Annotated in this window: 10 protein-coding genes; 4 read left to right on the top strand and 6 right to left on the bottom strand. The window is 67.8% G+C overall.

Features of this window, described 5'->3' with window-relative positions:
• Positions 1–348: 348 nt before the first annotated feature.
• Positions 349–1,446 carry a magnesium and cobalt transport protein CorA gene (locus GH2_RS08085; RefSeq protein WP_066165678.1) on the bottom strand — a complete coding sequence of 366 codons (1,098 nt, stop codon included), beginning with the start codon at positions 1,444–1,446 and terminating at the stop codon, positions 349–351.
• 67 nt (positions 1,447–1,513) lie between these two features.
• Between GH2_RS08085 and GH2_RS08080 the strand changes: the two genes are divergently transcribed.
• On the top strand, positions 1,514–2,128 hold the full coding sequence (locus GH2_RS08080) for a MarC family protein (RefSeq protein WP_066165673.1): 615 nt from the start codon (positions 1,514–1,516) through the stop codon (positions 2,126–2,128).
• Between the two features lie 23 nt (positions 2,129–2,151).
• The gene (locus GH2_RS08075; RefSeq protein ID WP_084247381.1) at positions 2,152–3,048 is read left to right on the top strand and encodes a glycine betaine ABC transporter substrate-binding protein; all 897 of its coding nucleotides are present in this window, start codon (positions 2,152–2,154) and stop codon (positions 3,046–3,048) included.
• Between the two features lie 114 nt (positions 3,049–3,162).
• Here the strand turns inward: GH2_RS08075 and GH2_RS08070 are convergent, their stop codons facing one another.
• Complete coding sequence (locus GH2_RS08070) at positions 3,163–3,993, bottom strand: SDR family NAD(P)-dependent oxidoreductase (RefSeq protein ID WP_066165670.1); 831 nt, start codon at positions 3,991–3,993, stop codon at positions 3,163–3,165.
• Between the two features lie 27 nt (positions 3,994–4,020).
• Positions 4,021–5,550 carry a flavin-containing monooxygenase gene (locus GH2_RS08065; protein ID WP_066165668.1) on the bottom strand — a complete coding sequence of 510 codons (1,530 nt, stop codon included), beginning with the start codon at positions 5,548–5,550 and terminating at the stop codon, positions 4,021–4,023.
• Between the two features lie 78 nt (positions 5,551–5,628).
• On the opposite strand from GH2_RS08065, the gene GH2_RS08060 reads away from it, so the two are divergent.
• A complete protein-coding gene (locus GH2_RS08060; RefSeq protein WP_066165664.1) occupies positions 5,629–6,234 on the top strand; it encodes a TetR/AcrR family transcriptional regulator in 606 nt (201 codons plus the stop codon).
• 73 nt (positions 6,235–6,307) lie between these two features.
• Here the strand turns inward: GH2_RS08060 and GH2_RS08055 are convergent, their stop codons facing one another.
• The 3 genes from GH2_RS08055 to GH2_RS08045 all read right to left on the bottom strand — a co-directional run bounded on the left by GH2_RS08055 (position 6,308) and on the right by GH2_RS08045 (position 14,968).
• The gene (locus GH2_RS08055; RefSeq protein WP_066165661.1) at positions 6,308–10,087 is read right to left on the bottom strand and encodes a multifunctional oxoglutarate decarboxylase/oxoglutarate dehydrogenase thiamine pyrophosphate-binding subunit/dihydrolipoyllysine-residue succinyltransferase subunit; all 3,780 of its coding nucleotides are present in this window, start codon (positions 10,085–10,087) and stop codon (positions 6,308–6,310) included.
• 289 nt (positions 10,088–10,376) lie between these two features.
• On the bottom strand, positions 10,377–14,171 hold the full coding sequence (locus GH2_RS08050; protein WP_066165658.1) for an ABC transporter ATP-binding protein: 3,795 nt from the start codon (positions 14,169–14,171) through the stop codon (positions 10,377–10,379).
• A complete protein-coding gene (locus GH2_RS08045; protein WP_239588579.1) occupies positions 14,168–14,968 on the bottom strand; it encodes a hypothetical protein in 801 nt (266 codons plus the stop codon). Before GH2_RS08045 ends, GH2_RS08050 begins: the two co-directional genes overlap by 4 nt.
• Before the next feature lie 363 nt (positions 14,969–15,331).
• Here GH2_RS08045 and GH2_RS08040 point away from each other — a divergent pair, with 363 nt between their 5' ends.
• A complete protein-coding gene (locus tag GH2_RS08040) occupies positions 15,332–16,780 on the top strand; it encodes an MFS transporter (RefSeq protein ID WP_084247380.1) in 1,449 nt (482 codons plus the stop codon).
• Positions 16,781–16,841: the final 61 nt, after the last annotated feature.

Here is a 16,841-nt window from a genome sequence, read left to right as displayed (position 1 = left end):
GGTCTTGTCCGGTGACAGCGCCCGGTGATGCACGACGACGCCCGGCCGACGCGACACTCGTCGCCCGGCTGCGACGATGATGTGGATCGGTTCGTCGTCGTGACCGGTGCAGTCCCGGCGTTCGGCGGCGCGCAGGGCCGAGCCGTGACTCAGGACTGCGGGTGCCGCGTCAAGCGCCGCACACCACGCGCGCTGCAGCCACGTCAGTTCGCCGGTGTGCGTGATGTAGACGCCTGGGTACTGGCGTACCCACAGACCAGATTGCAGGCGCTGTCGGACGAAGGCCGCGAGCCGTCCACATGTAGTTCGTTACCCGCTCCGGTTCACGAACTACATGCTAAGCGCGAGCTACAGCCAGTGGTGCTTGTGGAAGATCCGCCAGAGGGAGAAGCAGACGGAGAAGAGAGCGATCAGCAGGATCGGGTAGCTGAGCTTCCAGTGCAGCTCGGGCATGTAGTCGAAGTTCATGCCGTAGATGCCCGCGGCCGCCGTCGGGATCGCGGCGATGCCCGCCCACGCGGAGATCTTCCGCATGTCGGTGTTCATCTGCGTGCTCACCTTGGTCGCGGCGGCGTTCAGAAGCGCCGTCAAACGTTCGTCGTACTCGCTGACCCTCTCGTTCACCAGCGTGAGGTGGTCGGCGACGTCGCGGAAATGGCGGCGGATCTCCTTGCTGTTGGGCGTCAGCGAGGTCGATTCGAGCATGCCCTTGTTCTCCGACAACAGGTTGAGCGGCGAGCCGAGTGGGGAGACCGCGCGCCGCAACTGCAGCACTTCGCGTTTGAAGAGGTAGACGACGTCGATGTCGACGTCGCGCGACGACGCCGCGAAGACGCGTTCCTCCACCTCGTCGACGTCGGACTCCATCTCCGCGACCACGGCGACATACGAGTCGACGACGCGGTCGGCGACGGCGTGCACGACGGTGGCGGGTCCGAGCTTCAAGTGGTCGGGCTTCGCCTCGAGCCGGTGTCGGACGCCCGCGAGATGCGTGTGCGCGCCGTGCCGGACGGTGATGACGAAATCGCGGCCGGCGAGCACCATGATCTCGCCGGTCTCGACGATGTCGTTGGCCACCTCATCGTCGTTGTGGTCGATGTACTTCACGGTCCGCAGGACGAGGAACAGCGTGTCGTCGTAGAGTTCGAGCTTCGGCCGCTGGTGCGCGTGGACGGCGTCCTCGACCATCAGCGGATGGAGACCGAACGCTTCCGCGACATCGCTCATCTGTCGTTCGTCGGGCTCGTGGAGTCCCAGCCAGACGAAGCCGCTGCCGGTGGCGCGCACAAAGGCCAGGGCTCGGCGGAAGTCGGTCCCGGTGGGTTGGCGAATGCCGTCGACATAGACGCCGCAGTCCACGACAGCGCGCGCGGCAGGCACCGGCGGCGCGTTGACGGGCGCATTCTTTCCCGGGCCGCGGTTCCCCGGCTGCAGCATTCTCGGCATGGACGGCACAGGTCGACCTTAGCGGCCGCGGAGTGCCTACGCTGCGAGCACGCCCTACACTCAGTCCGTGGTTTTCGACGTCGCAGTCTTCACGACGACAGCCGTCACGCTGATCGTCATCATGGATCCACCGGGCCAGATCCCGGTCTTCCTGTCGCTCGTCGGCAAGCACTCATCCGAGTATCGGCGCAAGGCGGCCTGGCAGGCGCCGCTGGTGTCGTTGTTCGTGATCAGCGTGTTCGCCGTCGGCGGTCGGGCGATCCTGGCCTATCTGCACATCGGGATTCCGGCGCTCCAGGGTGCGGGCGGGCTGCTGCTGCTCTTGGTCGCGTTGCAACTCCTGCTCGGTTCGCCGGGCGCCAAGCAGCGGGCCGACGAGGACGTCAATGTGGCGCTGGTGCCGCTGGGCACGCCGCTGCTCGCCGGACCGGGAGCCATCGCGGCGGTGATCGTCGCGGTGAGCCAAGTGCACGGGGAGCTCGGCGGATACCTCGCCGTCGCCGCCGGAATCCTGGTGGCGCACATCGTGGTGACGCTGGCGCTGCTGTTCTCCACCAACATCATCAACGTGCTCAAGATCTCGGGGATCACGCTGCTGGCGAAGATCGCCGGTCTGCTGTTGGCGGCGATCGCCGTCCAGTTGATCGCCACCTCGGTGATCGGGTTCGCGGCCACCGCATGACTGCTCGGCTACCGTTGACCTCGATGCTTCCCCGACCCCGCACACCTCGCCCCCGTTCTGCCCGGCAGTCCGCAGCGCTCGCCGCGATCGCAGGCGTCCTGATCGCGCTGCTGACCGCGTGCGGACCGGACGATGACGAACCCTTCCGGGTCGGCAGCGACCAGAGTCCGGCGATGCGCGTCGCGGCGGCGATCTACGCCGGAGCCCTCGCTCGGACCGGCGTCCGTGTGGAGATCGCGCCGACCGTCGACGGCGACCGCGACCTCCTCGACGCGACCGCACGGGGCGAGAAGGACCTCTTCCCGGCCTTCACCGGCGACCTCCTCGTGGCGCTGACTCCGAAGCCTGACGCGACGTCGGCCGACGACGTCGAGACCGCGGTCAACCGCGCGCTCCCGCAGGGTGTCACCATCGGTGATCCGGCGGCCGTCAGCGATCGCAGGCAGGTGGTGTTGGCGCAGCGGCTGGTCGACGCGCACCGCCTCACCGACTTGGCGGACTGCGGTGAGCTCCCGTCGGGGCTGCCGTTGGCGACGACCGGGACGTTGAGCGATGACGAACGCGCCGCGTTCAGCCTGTGCCGGGTGGGGCCGATCGAGGAGAACCTGACACCCGCCCAGGTCGTCGCGCGGGTGGAGGCCGGGACGCAGCTCGGAGCGCTGACCGGCCTCGAGGCGGCGACGGTCCTGGCCGGACGGGAGGATGTGACCAGCCTGCGGTCGGAGTCGTCGGGCCCACGGGCGCAGAGCCTGGTGCCGGTGTATCGCTCCGGGCGGGTCGGGAAATCGCAGATGAAGGCTCTCAGCCGCGTTGCGGGCGAGCTCACGACCGTCGACCTCGCCGAACTGGGGCGCAAGGTCCAGGACGGTGCCGACCCGACGGCGGTCGCGAACGAGTGGCTCAGCTCGAGCGGCGTGTGATGCAGAATTCTCGGCTCCCGAAACCGCCGTTCAGGGCGGTTCGGGAGCCGAGAAAAAGTGCTGTCGACGCCGACGAGCGAGCAGTCCAGACGAGGACCACTCGCTCGCGGTCAGCTACTTGGCCTTGCTGAGGGCCCAGCCGGTGAGGCGGGCGCTGATGCCCTGGTAGCCGGATGCGACGAGGCGGATGCCCAGGTCCAAGACCTTCGCATCGGCGCCGACCAGGACGCGGGCGCGGTCCCGCTCGACAGCCTTGATGATGATGTCGGCAGCCTTCTCCGAGCTGGTGTTCGCGAGGTACTTGTCGAACAGCTCGGCGGTCTTGGCCTGGTCATGATCACCCGAGGTGGTCGCATTGCGTGCGATGGCGGTCTTGATACCGCCGGGGTGCACACAGGTCACCTTGACCGGGTGCTTCGCGATGATCATCTCCTGGTTGAGTGCCTCGGTGAAACCGCGCACGGCGAACTTCGCCGAGTTGTACGCGGCCTGGCCGGGCTCGGCCAGCAGCCCGAACAGCGACGACGTGTTGACGACGTGGCCGTCGCCCGAGGCGATGAGGTACGGGAGGAACGCCTTGGTGCCGTTGACGACACCCCAGTAGTCGATGTCCATGACCCGCTCGATGTCCTTGAACTCCATCGACTCGACCTCGCCGTGGTGAGCGATGCCTGCGTTGTTGAAGATGGCGTTCACGGTGCCGAAATGCTCGGCGACGGCGTCCGCGTAGGCGAGGACGGCTTCGCGTTCGGCGACGTTCAGCAGCTGGCTGTGCACCTGCGCGCCGGTCGCGGCGACGAGACGCTCGGTCTCGGCCAGCCCGTCGGGATTCACGTCGGAGATGGCGATCTTGGCGCCGCGCTTGCCGAGTTTGATCGCGAGGTCGCGGCCCATGCCCGAGCCCGCACCGGTGATGACGATGACCTTGTTGGTGAAGTCCTTCATGTTCTCTCCTTAGATCAGGGCGGCGAATCAGGCGTTGACGGTGACGGGGGAGGCGGTCTCGCCGGCGGCTGCCGTCTCGTCCGCGGTCGTGACGTCGTAGGCGGCGATGTCGAACGAGCGCGTCTGCTGGCGGAAACTGAAGGTGAAGCCCGGCCAGAGGACGGTGATGTTGCCGTGCTCGTCCTTGTACCAGGAGGCGCACCCGCCGTTGACCCACACACTACTGGTGAGGGCGTCCTGGATGCCCTTGTTGAAGGCGTCCTGGGCCTCTTGAGTGACGTCGACGCGCACGATGCCGCGAGCGCGGGTCTTGCGGACGTAGTCGACGAGGTAGTTCAGCTGCGACTCGATCATGTACACCATGGAGGTGTGACCGAGGCCGGTGGACGGTCCGATGAGCAACATCAGGTTCGGGAAGCCGTGGACGAACGACCCCTTGTACGCCTGCATGCCCCCGACGCTCCACACTTCGGCGAGACTCTTGCCCTCGGCGCCGAAGATCGTGTCGAACACAGGGGAGTCGGTGACGTGGAAGCCGGTCGCGACGACGATGACGTCGACGTCGCGGGCCGTTCCGTCGTTGGTGACGATGCCGGTCTTGGTGACGCGGGCGATGCCGTCGGTCACCAGCTCGACGTTGTCCTGGTCCAGGGTCGGATACCACTCGTTGGACTTCAGGATGCGCTTGCAGCCGACGGCGAACTTCGGGGTGACCGCCTCGCGCAGTTGCGGGTCGCGGATGCCGCGGAGAATGTTGGCGCGGGAGATCAGTTCGACGGGCTTGAGCGCCTTCGGCGCCCAGGTCATGCCCGCCGCGACGAGCTCGTTGAACGAGTAGATGCCGCCGCGGATCGCGGACTGGAGTCCGGGGACGTTCTTGAACGCCCAGTTCTCGACGCTGAAGTACGGGCGCTCGTTGCGGGGGATGATCCACGGGGCGGTGCGCTGGTAGACGTCCATGTGCCCGACGACCTTGCCCAGCTGGGGGACGATCTGGATGGCGGAGGCGCCGGTGCCGATGACCGCGACGCGCTTGCCTGCGAAGTCGTAGTCCTCGTCCCACCGGGCGGAATGAACCACCGTGCCGCCGAACGATTCGATGCCCTCGATGTCGGGAAGATTGGGCTCACAGAGTGGCCCGACGCCGCCGATCAGCGTGCGTGCGGTGAGGCTTTCGGACTTGCCGTCGCGCGTGTAGTCGATCCGCCAGTGCCGCAGGTCCTCGTTCCACTCGGCGTGGGTGACCTCGGAGCCGAACAACGCCTTCTCGCCGATGCTGTGCTCGTTCGCGACGGAGTTGATGTACTGGTGGATCTCCGGCTGGTGCGAGTACGAGCGCGACCACTCGGGGTTCAGGGCGAACGAGTAGGAGTACAGGTGCGAGGGGACGTCGCACGCCGCGCCCGGGTACACGTTGTCGCGCCACGTGCCGCCGAAGTCGTGTCCGCGGTCGAGCAGCACGTAGTCCTCGACGCCCTCCTGGGTGAGCTTGATGGCTGCGCCGAGTCCGGAGAAGCCGGCTCCGATGATCGCGATCTCTACATCATGCGTTGTCATGGTGACTACGATAAAACTCTGTTGACCCAGAGTCAATAGCCAATTGAATCTGAGTCAATAAGCGCTTACGGTAGTCCTATGACCACCGCGAGAACCCGCATGAGTCCGGCTGCACGACGTCGACAGTTCATCGATCTCGGGGTCGACATGGCGCGGACCATGTCCCTGGACTCGGTGACGATGGAAGCCGTCGCCGAGGCGGCCGGGGTGTCGAAAGGCCTGATCTTTCACTATTTCGAGTCCAAGGCCGACTTCCATCTCTGCGTCGTCTCCGAGCAGGCGCAGGCCATGCTCGAGCGCACCGAGCCGCGCGAGGACCTCGGTGATCCGATCGCGATGCTGCAGGCCTCGATGTCGGCCTATGTCGACTACGTCGCCGACAACGGGAAGGGGTTCGTCGGCGTGATCCGCGGAGCGGCCAGTGCCGACGACGCGTTGCGCGCCGTCGCGGATCGCACGCGTGCGGCGATGACCGACCGCATCTTCGCGCATGCACCCGCGATCGGGATCGAGCGCACGCCCGCGATCGAGTTGGCGGTGGCCGGGTGGATCGCCTTCGTCGAGGAGTCGCTCGTCCGCTGGATCGACGAGCCGGTCATCACCCGCGAAGAGCTGGTCGCCGTCCTGGTCGGCGCCTTGCCGATCCTCGCAGGTCTGACCACGAGCATCGTCGCCGAGGAGTGAGCGGCCGGGACCGACGGAACCGCCCCCGACCGAATTGCTCGGTCGGGGGCGGTATCGAGTGCCGGACAGCGGGTCAGTTGAACGCCTCGTCGACGATCTCCTGCTGCTCCACGGCGTGAACCTTGCTGGAGCCGGACGACGGCGCCGACATCGGGCGGCGTGAGATCCGGCGCAGGTCGGTCAGCAGCTCGGGCAGCATCTCCGGCAGCCAGAGGCCGAGGAACGGCCACGGTCCCTGGTTCGCAGGCTCCTCCTGGACCCAGGCGAAGTCCTTCGCGTTCGGGTACGCCTCGAGGGTGCGAGCCAGTCGACGGTAGGGGACCGGGTACAGCTGCTCCACGCGCACGATGGCGACGTCGTCGCGACCGTCCTTCTCCTTGCGGGCTGCGAGCTCGTAGTAGAGCTTTCCGCTGACGAGCAGGACGCGCTCGACCTTGGAGCGGTCCGCGGCGCCCGCGGAGGTGAAGGCCGGGTCGTCGATGACCGAGAGGAACTTGCCCTCGGTGAACTCCTCGACGGGCGAGACGGCGGCCTTGTTGCGGAGCATCGACTTCGGGGTGAAGACGACGAGCGGGCGGCTGATGCCGTCGTGCACGTGACGACGCAGCAGGTGGAAGTAGCTGGCAGGCGTCGACGGCAGCGCGACTGTCATCGAGCCCTCCGCACACAGCTGCAGGAACCGCTCGATGCGTCCCGAAGTGTGGTCCGGACCCTGGCCCTCATGACCGTGCGGCAGCAGCAGGACGACGTCGCTGCGCTGTCCCCACTTCGCCTCACCGGAACTGATGAACTCGTCGATGACCGACTGGGCGCCGTTGACGAAGTCGCCGAACTGCGCTTCCCACATCACCAGCGCGTCGGGATCCGCGACGGCGTAGCCGTACTCGAATCCGAGGACGCCGTACTCCGAGAGCGGGGAGTCGTACACGAGGAATCGGCCCGTGGCGTCGGGCAGGTGGTTCAGCGGCGTGTACTCGGCGCCGTTCTCCCGGTCGATGAGGACCGAGTGACGCTGCGTGAAGGTGCCGCGGCGAGCGTCCTGGCCGGACAGCCGAACGGTGCGTCCTTCTTGGACCAGCGTTCCGAACGCCATCATCTCCGCGAACGCCCAGTCGACGTTGCCGTTGGTCGGCATGTCGTGGCGGCGTTTGATGACCGGCTTGACGCGCGGGTGAGCGGTGAAGCCCTCGGGCAGATTGCCGAACGCGTCGCCGATCTGCTGCAGGCGAGCCTGGTCGACGGCCGTCACCAGCTTGGTGCGCAGCGTCTGGTCGCCCTCGACCGACGGCGAGGCCTCGGGGGTGTGCCGCTCGAGTTCCTTGACCTCGACGAAGACCCGCTCCAGCTGCCCCTGGTAGTCGCGCAGAGCGTCTTCGGCCTCCTTGGTCGAGATGTCGCCACGACCGATGAGCGCTTCGGTGTAGCTCTTGCGGACGCTGCGGATGTTGTTGATGACGTCGTACATCGCGGGCTGCGTCATCGACGGGTCGTCGCCTTCGTTGTGTCCGAGGCGGCGGTAGCAGACGAGATCGATGACGACGTCGCGGTTGAACGCCTCGCGGTAGTCGACGGCCAGCTTGGCGGCCCACACGCAGGCCTCTGGGTCGTCGCCGTTGACGTGCAGGACCGGTGCGCTGATCATCTTGGCGATGTCGGTGCAGTACTGCGTCGACCGCGAGTGCTCGGGTGCCGTGGTGAAGCCGATCTGGTTGTTCACCACGATGTGAATGGTGCCGCCGGTGCGGTAGCCGGGCAGCATCGACATGTTGAGCACCTCGGCGACCACGCCCTGGCCCATGAACGCGGCGTCGCCGTGCAGCATCAGCGGGAGGACGGCGAACTTCCGGTCCTCGGCCATCCCGTCCTGCTTGGCGCGAACGATGCCCTCCAGCACCGGGTCGACGGCCTCGAGGTGGCTCGGGTTGGCGGTCAACGAGACGGTGATCTCGTTGTCACCGAACATCTGGTAGTACTTGCCCTCGGCGCCGAGGTGGTACTTCACATCGCCGGAACCGTGCGATTCGGCGGGGCCGAGGTTGCCCTCGAACTCGCTGAACACCTTCGAATAGGGCTTGCCCACGATGTTGGTAAGGACGTTGAGGCGTCCGCGGTGCGGCATGCCGATGACGACCTCGTCGAGCTCGTGCTCGGCGCTCTGGTCCAGAACGGCGTCCATCATCGGGATGACGGCTTCAGCGCCTTCCAGCGAGAAGCGCTTCTGGCCGACGTACTTGGTGGCGAGGAAGGTCTCGAAGGCCTCGGCGGCATTGAGTTTGCTCAGAATGTACTTCTGTTCGCCCACCGGCGGCTTGACGTGCTTGATCTCCACGCGCTCCTGAAGCCAGCGCTGCTGCTCCGGATCCAGGATGTGGGTGTACTCGACGCCGACGTGACGGCAGTAGGCGTCGCGCAGGATCGACAGGACGTCGCGCAGTTTCATATCGCGCTGGCCGTGGAAGCCGCCGACGTTGAACGAACGGTCCAGGTCCCAGAGGGTCAGCCCGTAGGTCAGCACGTCGAGGTCGGGGTGCGCCACCTTCGCGGCGGCGTCCATCATCAGCGGGTCGGTGTCGGCCATCAGGTGGCCGCGGCTGCGGTACGCGGCGATCATTTCCAGCACGCGCGTGTTCTTGTCGACGAGGCCCGCGGGGATGTCGCGACGCCAGCGCACCGGCTCGTACGGGATCCGCAGCGACGTGAACAACTCGTCCCACAGGTCGTCGCTGATCAGCAGGTTGTGAACGGTCCGGAGGAAGTCGCCGGACTCCGCGCCCTGGATGATGCGGTGATCGTAGGTGGAGGTCAGCGTCATCAGTTTGCCGACGCCCATCGCGGCGATCTGCTCTTCGCTCGCACCCTGGAACTCGGCCGGGTACTCCATGGCGCCGGCGCCGATGATCGTGCCCTGGCCCTGCATCAGGCGCGGGACCGAGTGAACGGTGCCGATGGTGCCCGGGTTGGTCAGCGAGATGGTGACGCCTGCGAAGTCGTCGGCGCCGAGCTTGCCGTCGCGGGCGCGGCGGACGATGTCCTCGTAGGCGGCGACGAACTGCGAGAAGTCCATCGTCTCGCAGCCCTTGATCGCGGCGACGACGAGTGTGCGATTGCCGTTCTTACCCGGGAGGTCGATCGCCAGACCGAGGTTGGTGTGCGCCGGGGTGACGACGTTCGGCTTGCCGTCGATGACAGCGAAGTGGTTGTTCATCGACGGGAAGGCCTTGAGCGCCTGGACGATGGCGTAACCGAGGATGTGGGTGAAGCTCACCTTGCCGCCGCGGGTGCGGGCGAGGTGGTTGTTGATGACGACGCGGTTGTCGATCATCAGTTTGGCTGGGATGGCGCGCACGCTGGTCGCTGTCGGCACCTCGAGCGACGCCGCCATGTTGCGGACGATCGCGGCTGCCGGTCCGCGCAGGACGCGGTTCGAGTCGGCGCCTGCGTCGGTGGCGGGCTTGGCGGTCGCGGCGGTCATCGACGTGCCCGATGCGGCCTTGGTGGCGGCGGACTCGCGCGCGGGGGCGGGCGTCCGCGTCGGAGCGGGCGCCTTCTTCGTCGGTTCGGTGTCCAGCGTCACGGCCTGCTTCGGAGCGACACGGGCAGCTTGAGCGGGAGCTGCCTGAGCCGGAGCTGCGGGGGCCGGAGCGGCGGGGGCCGCGGGCGCCGACGGGGTGGTGGGGGAAGCAGCCGGAGCTGCGCCGTTGGTGGGCGCAGGCGCCGTGCCGGGACGGTAGTTCTTGAGAAGCTCGTGCCAGCTCGGATCGACTGATTCAGGGTTGGTCTGGAATCGCTGGTACATTTCGTCCACCAGCCATTCGTTTTGTCCGAAGTCTGATTCGGATATCGAACTGCTCACAGCGTTGTCTCGCCTCAATTCACCCAGGTGTATTTCGATCGCTCGGCGGGCGGGCGCGTGGTCTCGTGAACCCGTGCCGACCTGCCATCAGTCGATGGTACGCGGCAGCGTCGCGCCTCGTGCGAACTGTGCGACACCGACCTGCACAGTCGGTGACGAGTGGCCAAAATCACGCGAGAGGCAGTCCACAATCGGTCGTGTTTGTCGGATTTGGGAGTCAATTCAGCTCTGGGCTGATAGGCGCTGTCGACGGATTGAGTGGGATCGGCTATCAATCGGTCGTCGGCAGTCACGGTGCGAGCGCGCGAGCGTCTCCCAGCGGCTCGCAGTCGTCCGGCGACACGCCGGCATCCCAGAGCCGCCGATACGGTCCGTGCGCTGCGAACAGTTCCTCGTGCGTTCCTTGTTCGACGATCCGGCCGTCGTCCACCACCGCGATCATGTCCGCGCGAGCGGCCGTCGCGAGTCGGTGCGCGACGATCACGCTCGTTCGACGACGCGACAGTGCTTCGCCAGCCGCCAGCACCCGTGCCTCGGTCGCTTGGTCGAGCGTCGCGGTGGCCTCGTCGAGCAGGATCAGATCGGGCTCGACGAGTTCGGCGCGCGCGAGTGCGATGAGCTGTCGTTGACCGGACGAGAGCCCCCGGCCGCGTTCGGCGATGCCGAACTCCATGCCGCCCGGCAACGCCGCGATCATGCTCGCGGCGCCGACCCGGCGTGCGGCGTCGGCGATGAGGTCGCGCGACGCGTCCGGACGTCCGTACGCGATGTTCCCGGCCACCGTCCCGGCGAACAGATGCGGTTCCTGCGGCACCACGCCCAGACGACTGCGATAGCGCTGGAGGTCCAGATCGCGCAGGTCGGCGCCGTCCATGCGCACCGAACCCGCCGTGGGGTCGTAGAACCGCGCCAGCAGCTTCACGATCGTCGACTTCCCCGCGCCGGTCGTGCCGACCAGGGCGATCGAGGTGCCCGTGGGGACCGTCAGGTTCACGTCGGAGAGCGCCGAGCGCTCGGCGCCCGCGTACCGGAAGCCGACCTCGTCGAGCCGGACGTCGCCGCGGAAGGCGGGCGCAGCGAGTGCCTGCGCCGACGGTGCGGAGTCGACGTGCGGTGCGTCGACCAGCGAACTGGGCGTCAACAGGAGGTCGCGGATGCGGCGCAGGCCCACCGCCGCCTGCTGATAGGCGTCGAACACGGTGGTGAGCTGCTGCACGGGCCCGAACAGCATCGCGAGGTACAGCACGAAGGCGATCAGCGTGCCCGAGGACAGTGAGCCCGACGTGACCTGGTGCGCGCCGACCCCGAGGACGACGGCGGTCGCGGACTCCGAACAGAAGGTGATGAACGGGAAGTACAGCGACACGGCGCGCTGGGAGTCCATCCGTGCGTCCACCCAGGCATCGCTGCGTCGGCCGAACGCAGCCTGTGCCGCCGCGATGTTGTCGTACACGCGGGTGGTCGCCAGGCCTGCGATGTTCTCCTGGAAGTCGGCGTTCACCGCGGACACCAGCTCGCGGGTGCGGGTGTAGGCGCGCGAGGAGTAGCGGCGGAAGACGACCGTGGTGATCAGCAGGATCGGTATCACCGGCGCGATCACCAGCCCGAGCTCCCAGTCGGTGGCGAGCAATGCGCCCGAGACCCCGACCATGGTGAGGACGGCGATGATGGCCGTCGACAGGCCGTTCTGGACGAAACCGGACAGCGCATCGACGTCGGTGGTCATCCGCGTCATGATCCGGCCCGACAGCTCGCGCTCGTAGTAGTCGAGACCGAGTCGCTGTAGGTGGGCGTAACTGCGGATGCGGAGCGCATACAGCACGCGTTCTCCGGCCCGTGCCGCGGCGACGACGTTCATGGCCCCGGCCAGCCAGGTCACGGCGACCAGGACCGCGCCCACCACGGTCGCCAGGCCGATCACGGTGGCGTCGCCGCTCGCGGCGGCGTCGAGCACGGTGCGGGCCAGCGTCGGAAAAACGAGGCCGATCACCGTGTCGACCGCGATCGTCAGCACCACCAGCGCGAGCAACCCGCGGACCGGGCGGAGGATCTGCGCCAGGCTGAACGACGATCGTTCCCGGCGGGCCGCGGCGACGTCGACGCGCGGAGGTTCGTCGGCGGGCGGCAACGCGTCGACGGCGGCGCGGATCTCGTCCGTCGCGGGCATGGAGCCCAGCACACCCGAACGGCCGCCGTGCATGGGGACGGTGGGAGCGGCCTGGACGCGGGCCTTCGGCGGCGCGGCCTCCCGGTTGCCCGGCCACAGGTCGTCGACGGTGATCGACCGCTGCGTCTCGACGCTCGCCGTCGCAGCGGTGCGTTGCTCGGCGGTGTCGGTGGCGGACATCAACTGGCGGAAGCGGGGACTGCGCGCGGTGAGCTCGGCGACCGTCCCGATGTCGACGACGACGCCGTCGTCGAGGACCGCGACGCGGTCGGCGATCGTCAGCGTGGAGTCGCGGTGGGCCAGCACGAGCATTGTGGTGCCCAGCGACCGGAAGTGCGCGAAGATTCGGGCCTCGGTCGCGGCGTCGACGGCGGAGGTGGCGTCGTCGAGGACCAGGACACGGCTGCCCCGATGGAGGGCGCGGGCGAGTGCCACGCGCTGACGCTGACCGCCGGACAGGGTGAGGCCGCGTTCGCCCACCTGGGAGAGATAGCCGTCCGGCAGATCGGTGGCGAAGTCGGCGGCCGCCGCCCGCGCCGCCGCGATCACCGCATCGTCGACGTGCGCGGGCGTTTCGTCGTCGCCGAGCGCGATGTTCGCCGCGATGCTGGTCGAATAGAGGAACGACTCATCGAAGACGAATGCGACGGCGTCGTACAGGCTGTCGGTCGAGAGGGCGTCGACGTCGGCGCGCGTCCCGTCGGCGCCGATGAGGGCGACGCTGCCGGCATCCGGTCGGTAGGCGCCGGTAACCAGCTCGGCGAGTGTCGACTTGCCCGAGCCCGGCCCGCCGACGACGGCGATGCACTCACCCGGACGAATGCTCAGGTCGAGCCCCGACAGCACCTCGCGGTCGCCGTACTGGACCCGGACGTCGTCGAAGGACAGACCGAGCGGGCCCGACGGCGCGGTTCCGGTGTTCGTGAAGGCATCGTCGCGCGGGTGGTCGACCACCTCGTAGACGCGGGTGACCGCTGACGCGGCCAGTTGGGCGTTGACCACCAGATTGGTGAGGATGCGAGCCAGACCCGACATCGTCGCGAGATAGGTGGAGAAGGCGAGGAAGGTGCCGGGCGTGATGTCGCCCAGATACACCAGATAGCCGCCGAGGCCGATCACCGCGACCATGCCGAGTTGGGGGACCGCACCCATCGTCGGCAGGAACCGCGAGCTGATCTTCGCGGCCCGCAGCTTGAACCGGTACAGGGTGTCGCCGAGGTCGGCGAGCTCGTCGGTGGCACGTCGCTCCTGACCGAAGCCCTTCACCACGCGCACCCCGGTGACGGTCTCTTCGACGTGGCCCGCGACCTCGGCGGCGGACTGCTGAGCAGCCCAGGTCGCCGCGAAGAGCCGACGGCGACTGCGGTAGACGATGACGGCGATCAACGGGACCACCGCGATCGCGACGAGGGTCAGCAGCGGCGACAGCCACGCCATCACGACCAGCGAGAGCACCACCTGCACGCTGCCGCCGAGCGAGAGCGGAGCCATGGCGAGCAGTGATTGCACCACCTGCAGATCGGAGATCGAGCGGGAGACCACCTGACCGGTCCGGATGGTGTCACGGGAAGGGCCGTCGACGTGGTGGAGAGTGTCGAGCAGTCGCCGCCGAAGGGTGTCCTGCACGGTGATGGCCATGCGGCCGGCCGTCATTCGCCGACCGAACTGTCCCGCGTATCGGATCACCGCTCCGACCAGCAGGGCGCCGATCAACACCGACAGCGAGTAGCGCGTCGTCTGGTGACCGGTCGCCGAGTCGATCGCCGCCTTGGTGATCAACGGCGCGACGATGTCGACGGCCACCGCACCCAGCGTCGCGATGATCAGCACGATCGCCAGGCGACGGTGCCGCCAGCATTCGGCTACGAGTCTGCGGATCCAGCCGTCAGTCGCAGGGATCGGGGAGTGGTCGGTCAACCTGCCTCGATGGTGCGTCGGAAGGCGAGGACCTCGCCGTCGACGTCCCAGAACCGCGGCGGCGGGCCGAACGCCTCGCGCGCGTTCCGCAGCACCACTGACCCGAGGGCTCGGTTCCCGACGCCGCCGATCACGGCGCCGATCCCTCCGGGAATGAGCTTGCCCATCACGACCGGCGCCTTGCCCAGCGTGAACTTCCGGACGAATCGATTGCCGAGCGTCCGGTTGATGGCCTTCAAGTTCACGGCGGGCAGCCCGGGGACGTCGAGCTTGGCCATGGCGTCGCGCCCCTTCGCGCCCACCGCCTTGCCCACCACTGTGGTGCCTTCGTCGCCCAGGGCCACCGCCAGCACCAGCGTCTTGCGTCGTTCGGTGTCGGCGGGGGAGATGCCGTGCACCTCCGCGATCGCGAGGGCCAACAATGCGGACGCCTCGATGAAGAGGACGCTCTCGGCAGTGATGGCGCTGAGTGCGGTGACTGTGCCGACTCCGGGCACGGCTGCCGCGGCGCCGACGGCTCCGCCCGATGCGGTGACGGTGCGGAGGTAGTTCTTCTCCAGTCGGCGGATCACCTGTTCGGGCCCCTCATCGGGGTGATTCGCCCGCACTCGTGCGACGTACTTGGCGACGGCGGGCTGCTGCAGGCGCTGTGCCTTGTCGACCAGGGCGCCGACCACGGCGAGTGTGGACTTGCCTGCCTTCTGCGGGTTCTGCGCAGGCGCGTCGTGGTGCGCTGCGGCGGGCAGTGCGCTTGCGGCGTCGGTGGTCTGCACAGCAGTGCGCTTCGATTTACGCATCTCGGTCCTCCCTCGTTCGCTCCGACTCGCGGGTGCGAGGCGCAGTCGTCAAGCGATGTCACCAGGATAGGCGCGACCCCTGACGGCAGGTGGCGGCGAACGCGGTGACGTCGGTGGCTCGAGCCCCGCGCGGACGCGGTGAACCACCTTTCTGCAACCGTGCGCGGCGCCGGTATGTTCCCGTCTGGACGTCGCGCGCGTCACATCGGGTTTTGCTGCTCCAGGTCCGCCGAACGGATGTCGGCCGACGTCGGAGGGCGGTGTTAACCTTTCCCGCATTCACTTCGAAAGGGGACGCCGGTGACCTCGACTCCGCAGGCGTCGACATTCCAGTCCGTCACTGATCGGCCTTGGGCCGCGTTGATGGCGCTCTGTGTCGGATTCTTCATGATCCTCGTCGACATGACGATCGTCGCGGTGGCGCAACCCCAGATCATGCAGGCCCTCGATGCCGACGTCAACGGCATCGTCTGGGTCACCAGTGCCTACCTGCTGACGTACGCCGTGCCGCTGCTGATCGCGGGCCGACTCGGAGACAAGGTCGGCCCCAAGCGGGTCTATCAAGCGGGTCTGCTGCTCTTCACCGCCGCGAGTGTGTGGTGCGGATTCTCGACCGACATCGGCGAGCTGATCGCGGCGCGCGCGGTCCAGGGACTCGGCGCCGCCTTGATCACCCCGCAGACGATGGCCCTGATCACGCGAATCTTCCCGCCTGAGCGGCGCGGCGCCGCCATGGGCGTGTGGGGGACTGTTGCCGGGGTCGCGACGCTCGTCGGCCCGCTGCTCGGCGGGCTCTTGACCGACTCGTTCGGGTGGGAGTGGATCTTCTTCGTCAATCTGCCGGTCGGACTGGTCGGCCTGGTCTTGGCGCAAGCGCTGGTGCCCGCGGTCCCGACGCACGATCACCGATTCGACTGGGTGGGGGTCGGGTTGTCGGCCGTCGGGCTGTCGGCGCTCGTGTTCGGCATTCAGGAGGGAGAGTCGTACTCCTGGGCGGGCTGGATCTGGGCGTTGGTGGGCTTCGGCGTCGTCGTGATGGTCGTGTTCGTCGTGTGGGAGCACCGCATGCGGGGCGAGCCGCTGGTGCCGCTGGCGCTGTTCCGCGACCGCAATTTCAGCGTCTCGAACGTCGGGATCGCCACCATGGGCTTCGCCGTGTCCGGCTCGATGATCCCGATCATGTTCTTCCTGCAGCTGGTTGGCGGGATGTCGCCGCTGCGGTCCGCACTGGTCATGGTGCCGATGGCGGTGTTGACCGGTGTGTTCGCGCCGATCGTCGGCCGAGTGCTCGACCGCGTGCATCCGCGCAACGTGATCGCGCTCGGTCTGCTCGGGTATGCCGTCGCCTCGTTCTGGGCGGGCTGGGTCTTCCGTCCGGAGACCCCGGTCTGGCTGTTGGTGTCGCCGACGCTGCTGATGGGTCTGGCCAGTGCTGCGGTGTGGGCGCCGTTGGCCGCGACCGCGACTCGCAACCTTCCGTGGCACCAGGCCGGCGCGGGCGCCGGGGTCTACAACACCACCCGCGTCATCGGGTCGGTGATCGGGTCCGCGGGCATCGGCGCACTGATGATGTCGCGGCTCGCGGCCAACCTGCCGGGGGTCGACGCCACGAATCACACCGGAGCCGTGCAGCAGCTGCCAGAAGTGCTGCGTGAGGGCTTCGCGCGAGCGATGGGCCAATCGATCTATCTCGGCGGCGGCGTCCTGCTGATCGGCGCTGCGACGACGTTGTTCCTGGTCCGCACCGGTTCGACCGGTGGCGGCGGCGCCGGGTCGGACACGGTTCCCGAGACACTCCGCAGCGACGTCTGACCGATTTTGTCGGAGGCTGCTCGTACCATCGTCTCGACGGGTCAGCCTCACGGTGAAAGGA

The organism is Gordonia hydrophobica NBRC 16057 (assembly GCF_001592365.1).
Classification (GTDB): domain Bacteria; phylum Actinomycetota; class Actinomycetes; order Mycobacteriales; family Mycobacteriaceae; genus Gordonia; species Gordonia hydrophobica.
Note: the sequence above shows the minus strand (reverse complement) of the source record. Positions and strands in the feature narration are given on the sequence as shown.

Coding starts and splice junctions, on each gene's coding strand:
- GH2_RS08065 (WP_066165668.1), bottom strand. CDS start 5,550: ATGACAACGCATGATGTAGAGATCGCGATCATCGGAGCCGGCTTCTCC.
- GH2_RS08045 (WP_239588579.1), bottom strand. CDS start 14,968: ATGCGTAAATCGAAGCGCACTGCTGTGCAGACCACCGACGCCGCAAGC.
- GH2_RS08070 (WP_066165670.1), bottom strand. CDS start 3,993: ATGAAGGACTTCACCAACAAGGTCATCGTCATCACCGGTGCGGGCTCG.
- GH2_RS08085 (WP_066165678.1), bottom strand. CDS start 1,446: ATGCCGAGAATGCTGCAGCCGGGGAACCGCGGCCCGGGAAAGAATGCG.
- GH2_RS08060 (WP_066165664.1), top strand. CDS start 5,629: ATGACCACCGCGAGAACCCGCATGAGTCCGGCTGCACGACGTCGACAG.
- GH2_RS08040 (WP_084247380.1), top strand. CDS start 15,332: ATGGCGCTCTGTGTCGGATTCTTCATGATCCTCGTCGACATGACGATC.
- GH2_RS08075 (WP_084247381.1), top strand. CDS start 2,152: ATGCTTCCCCGACCCCGCACACCTCGCCCCCGTTCTGCCCGGCAGTCC.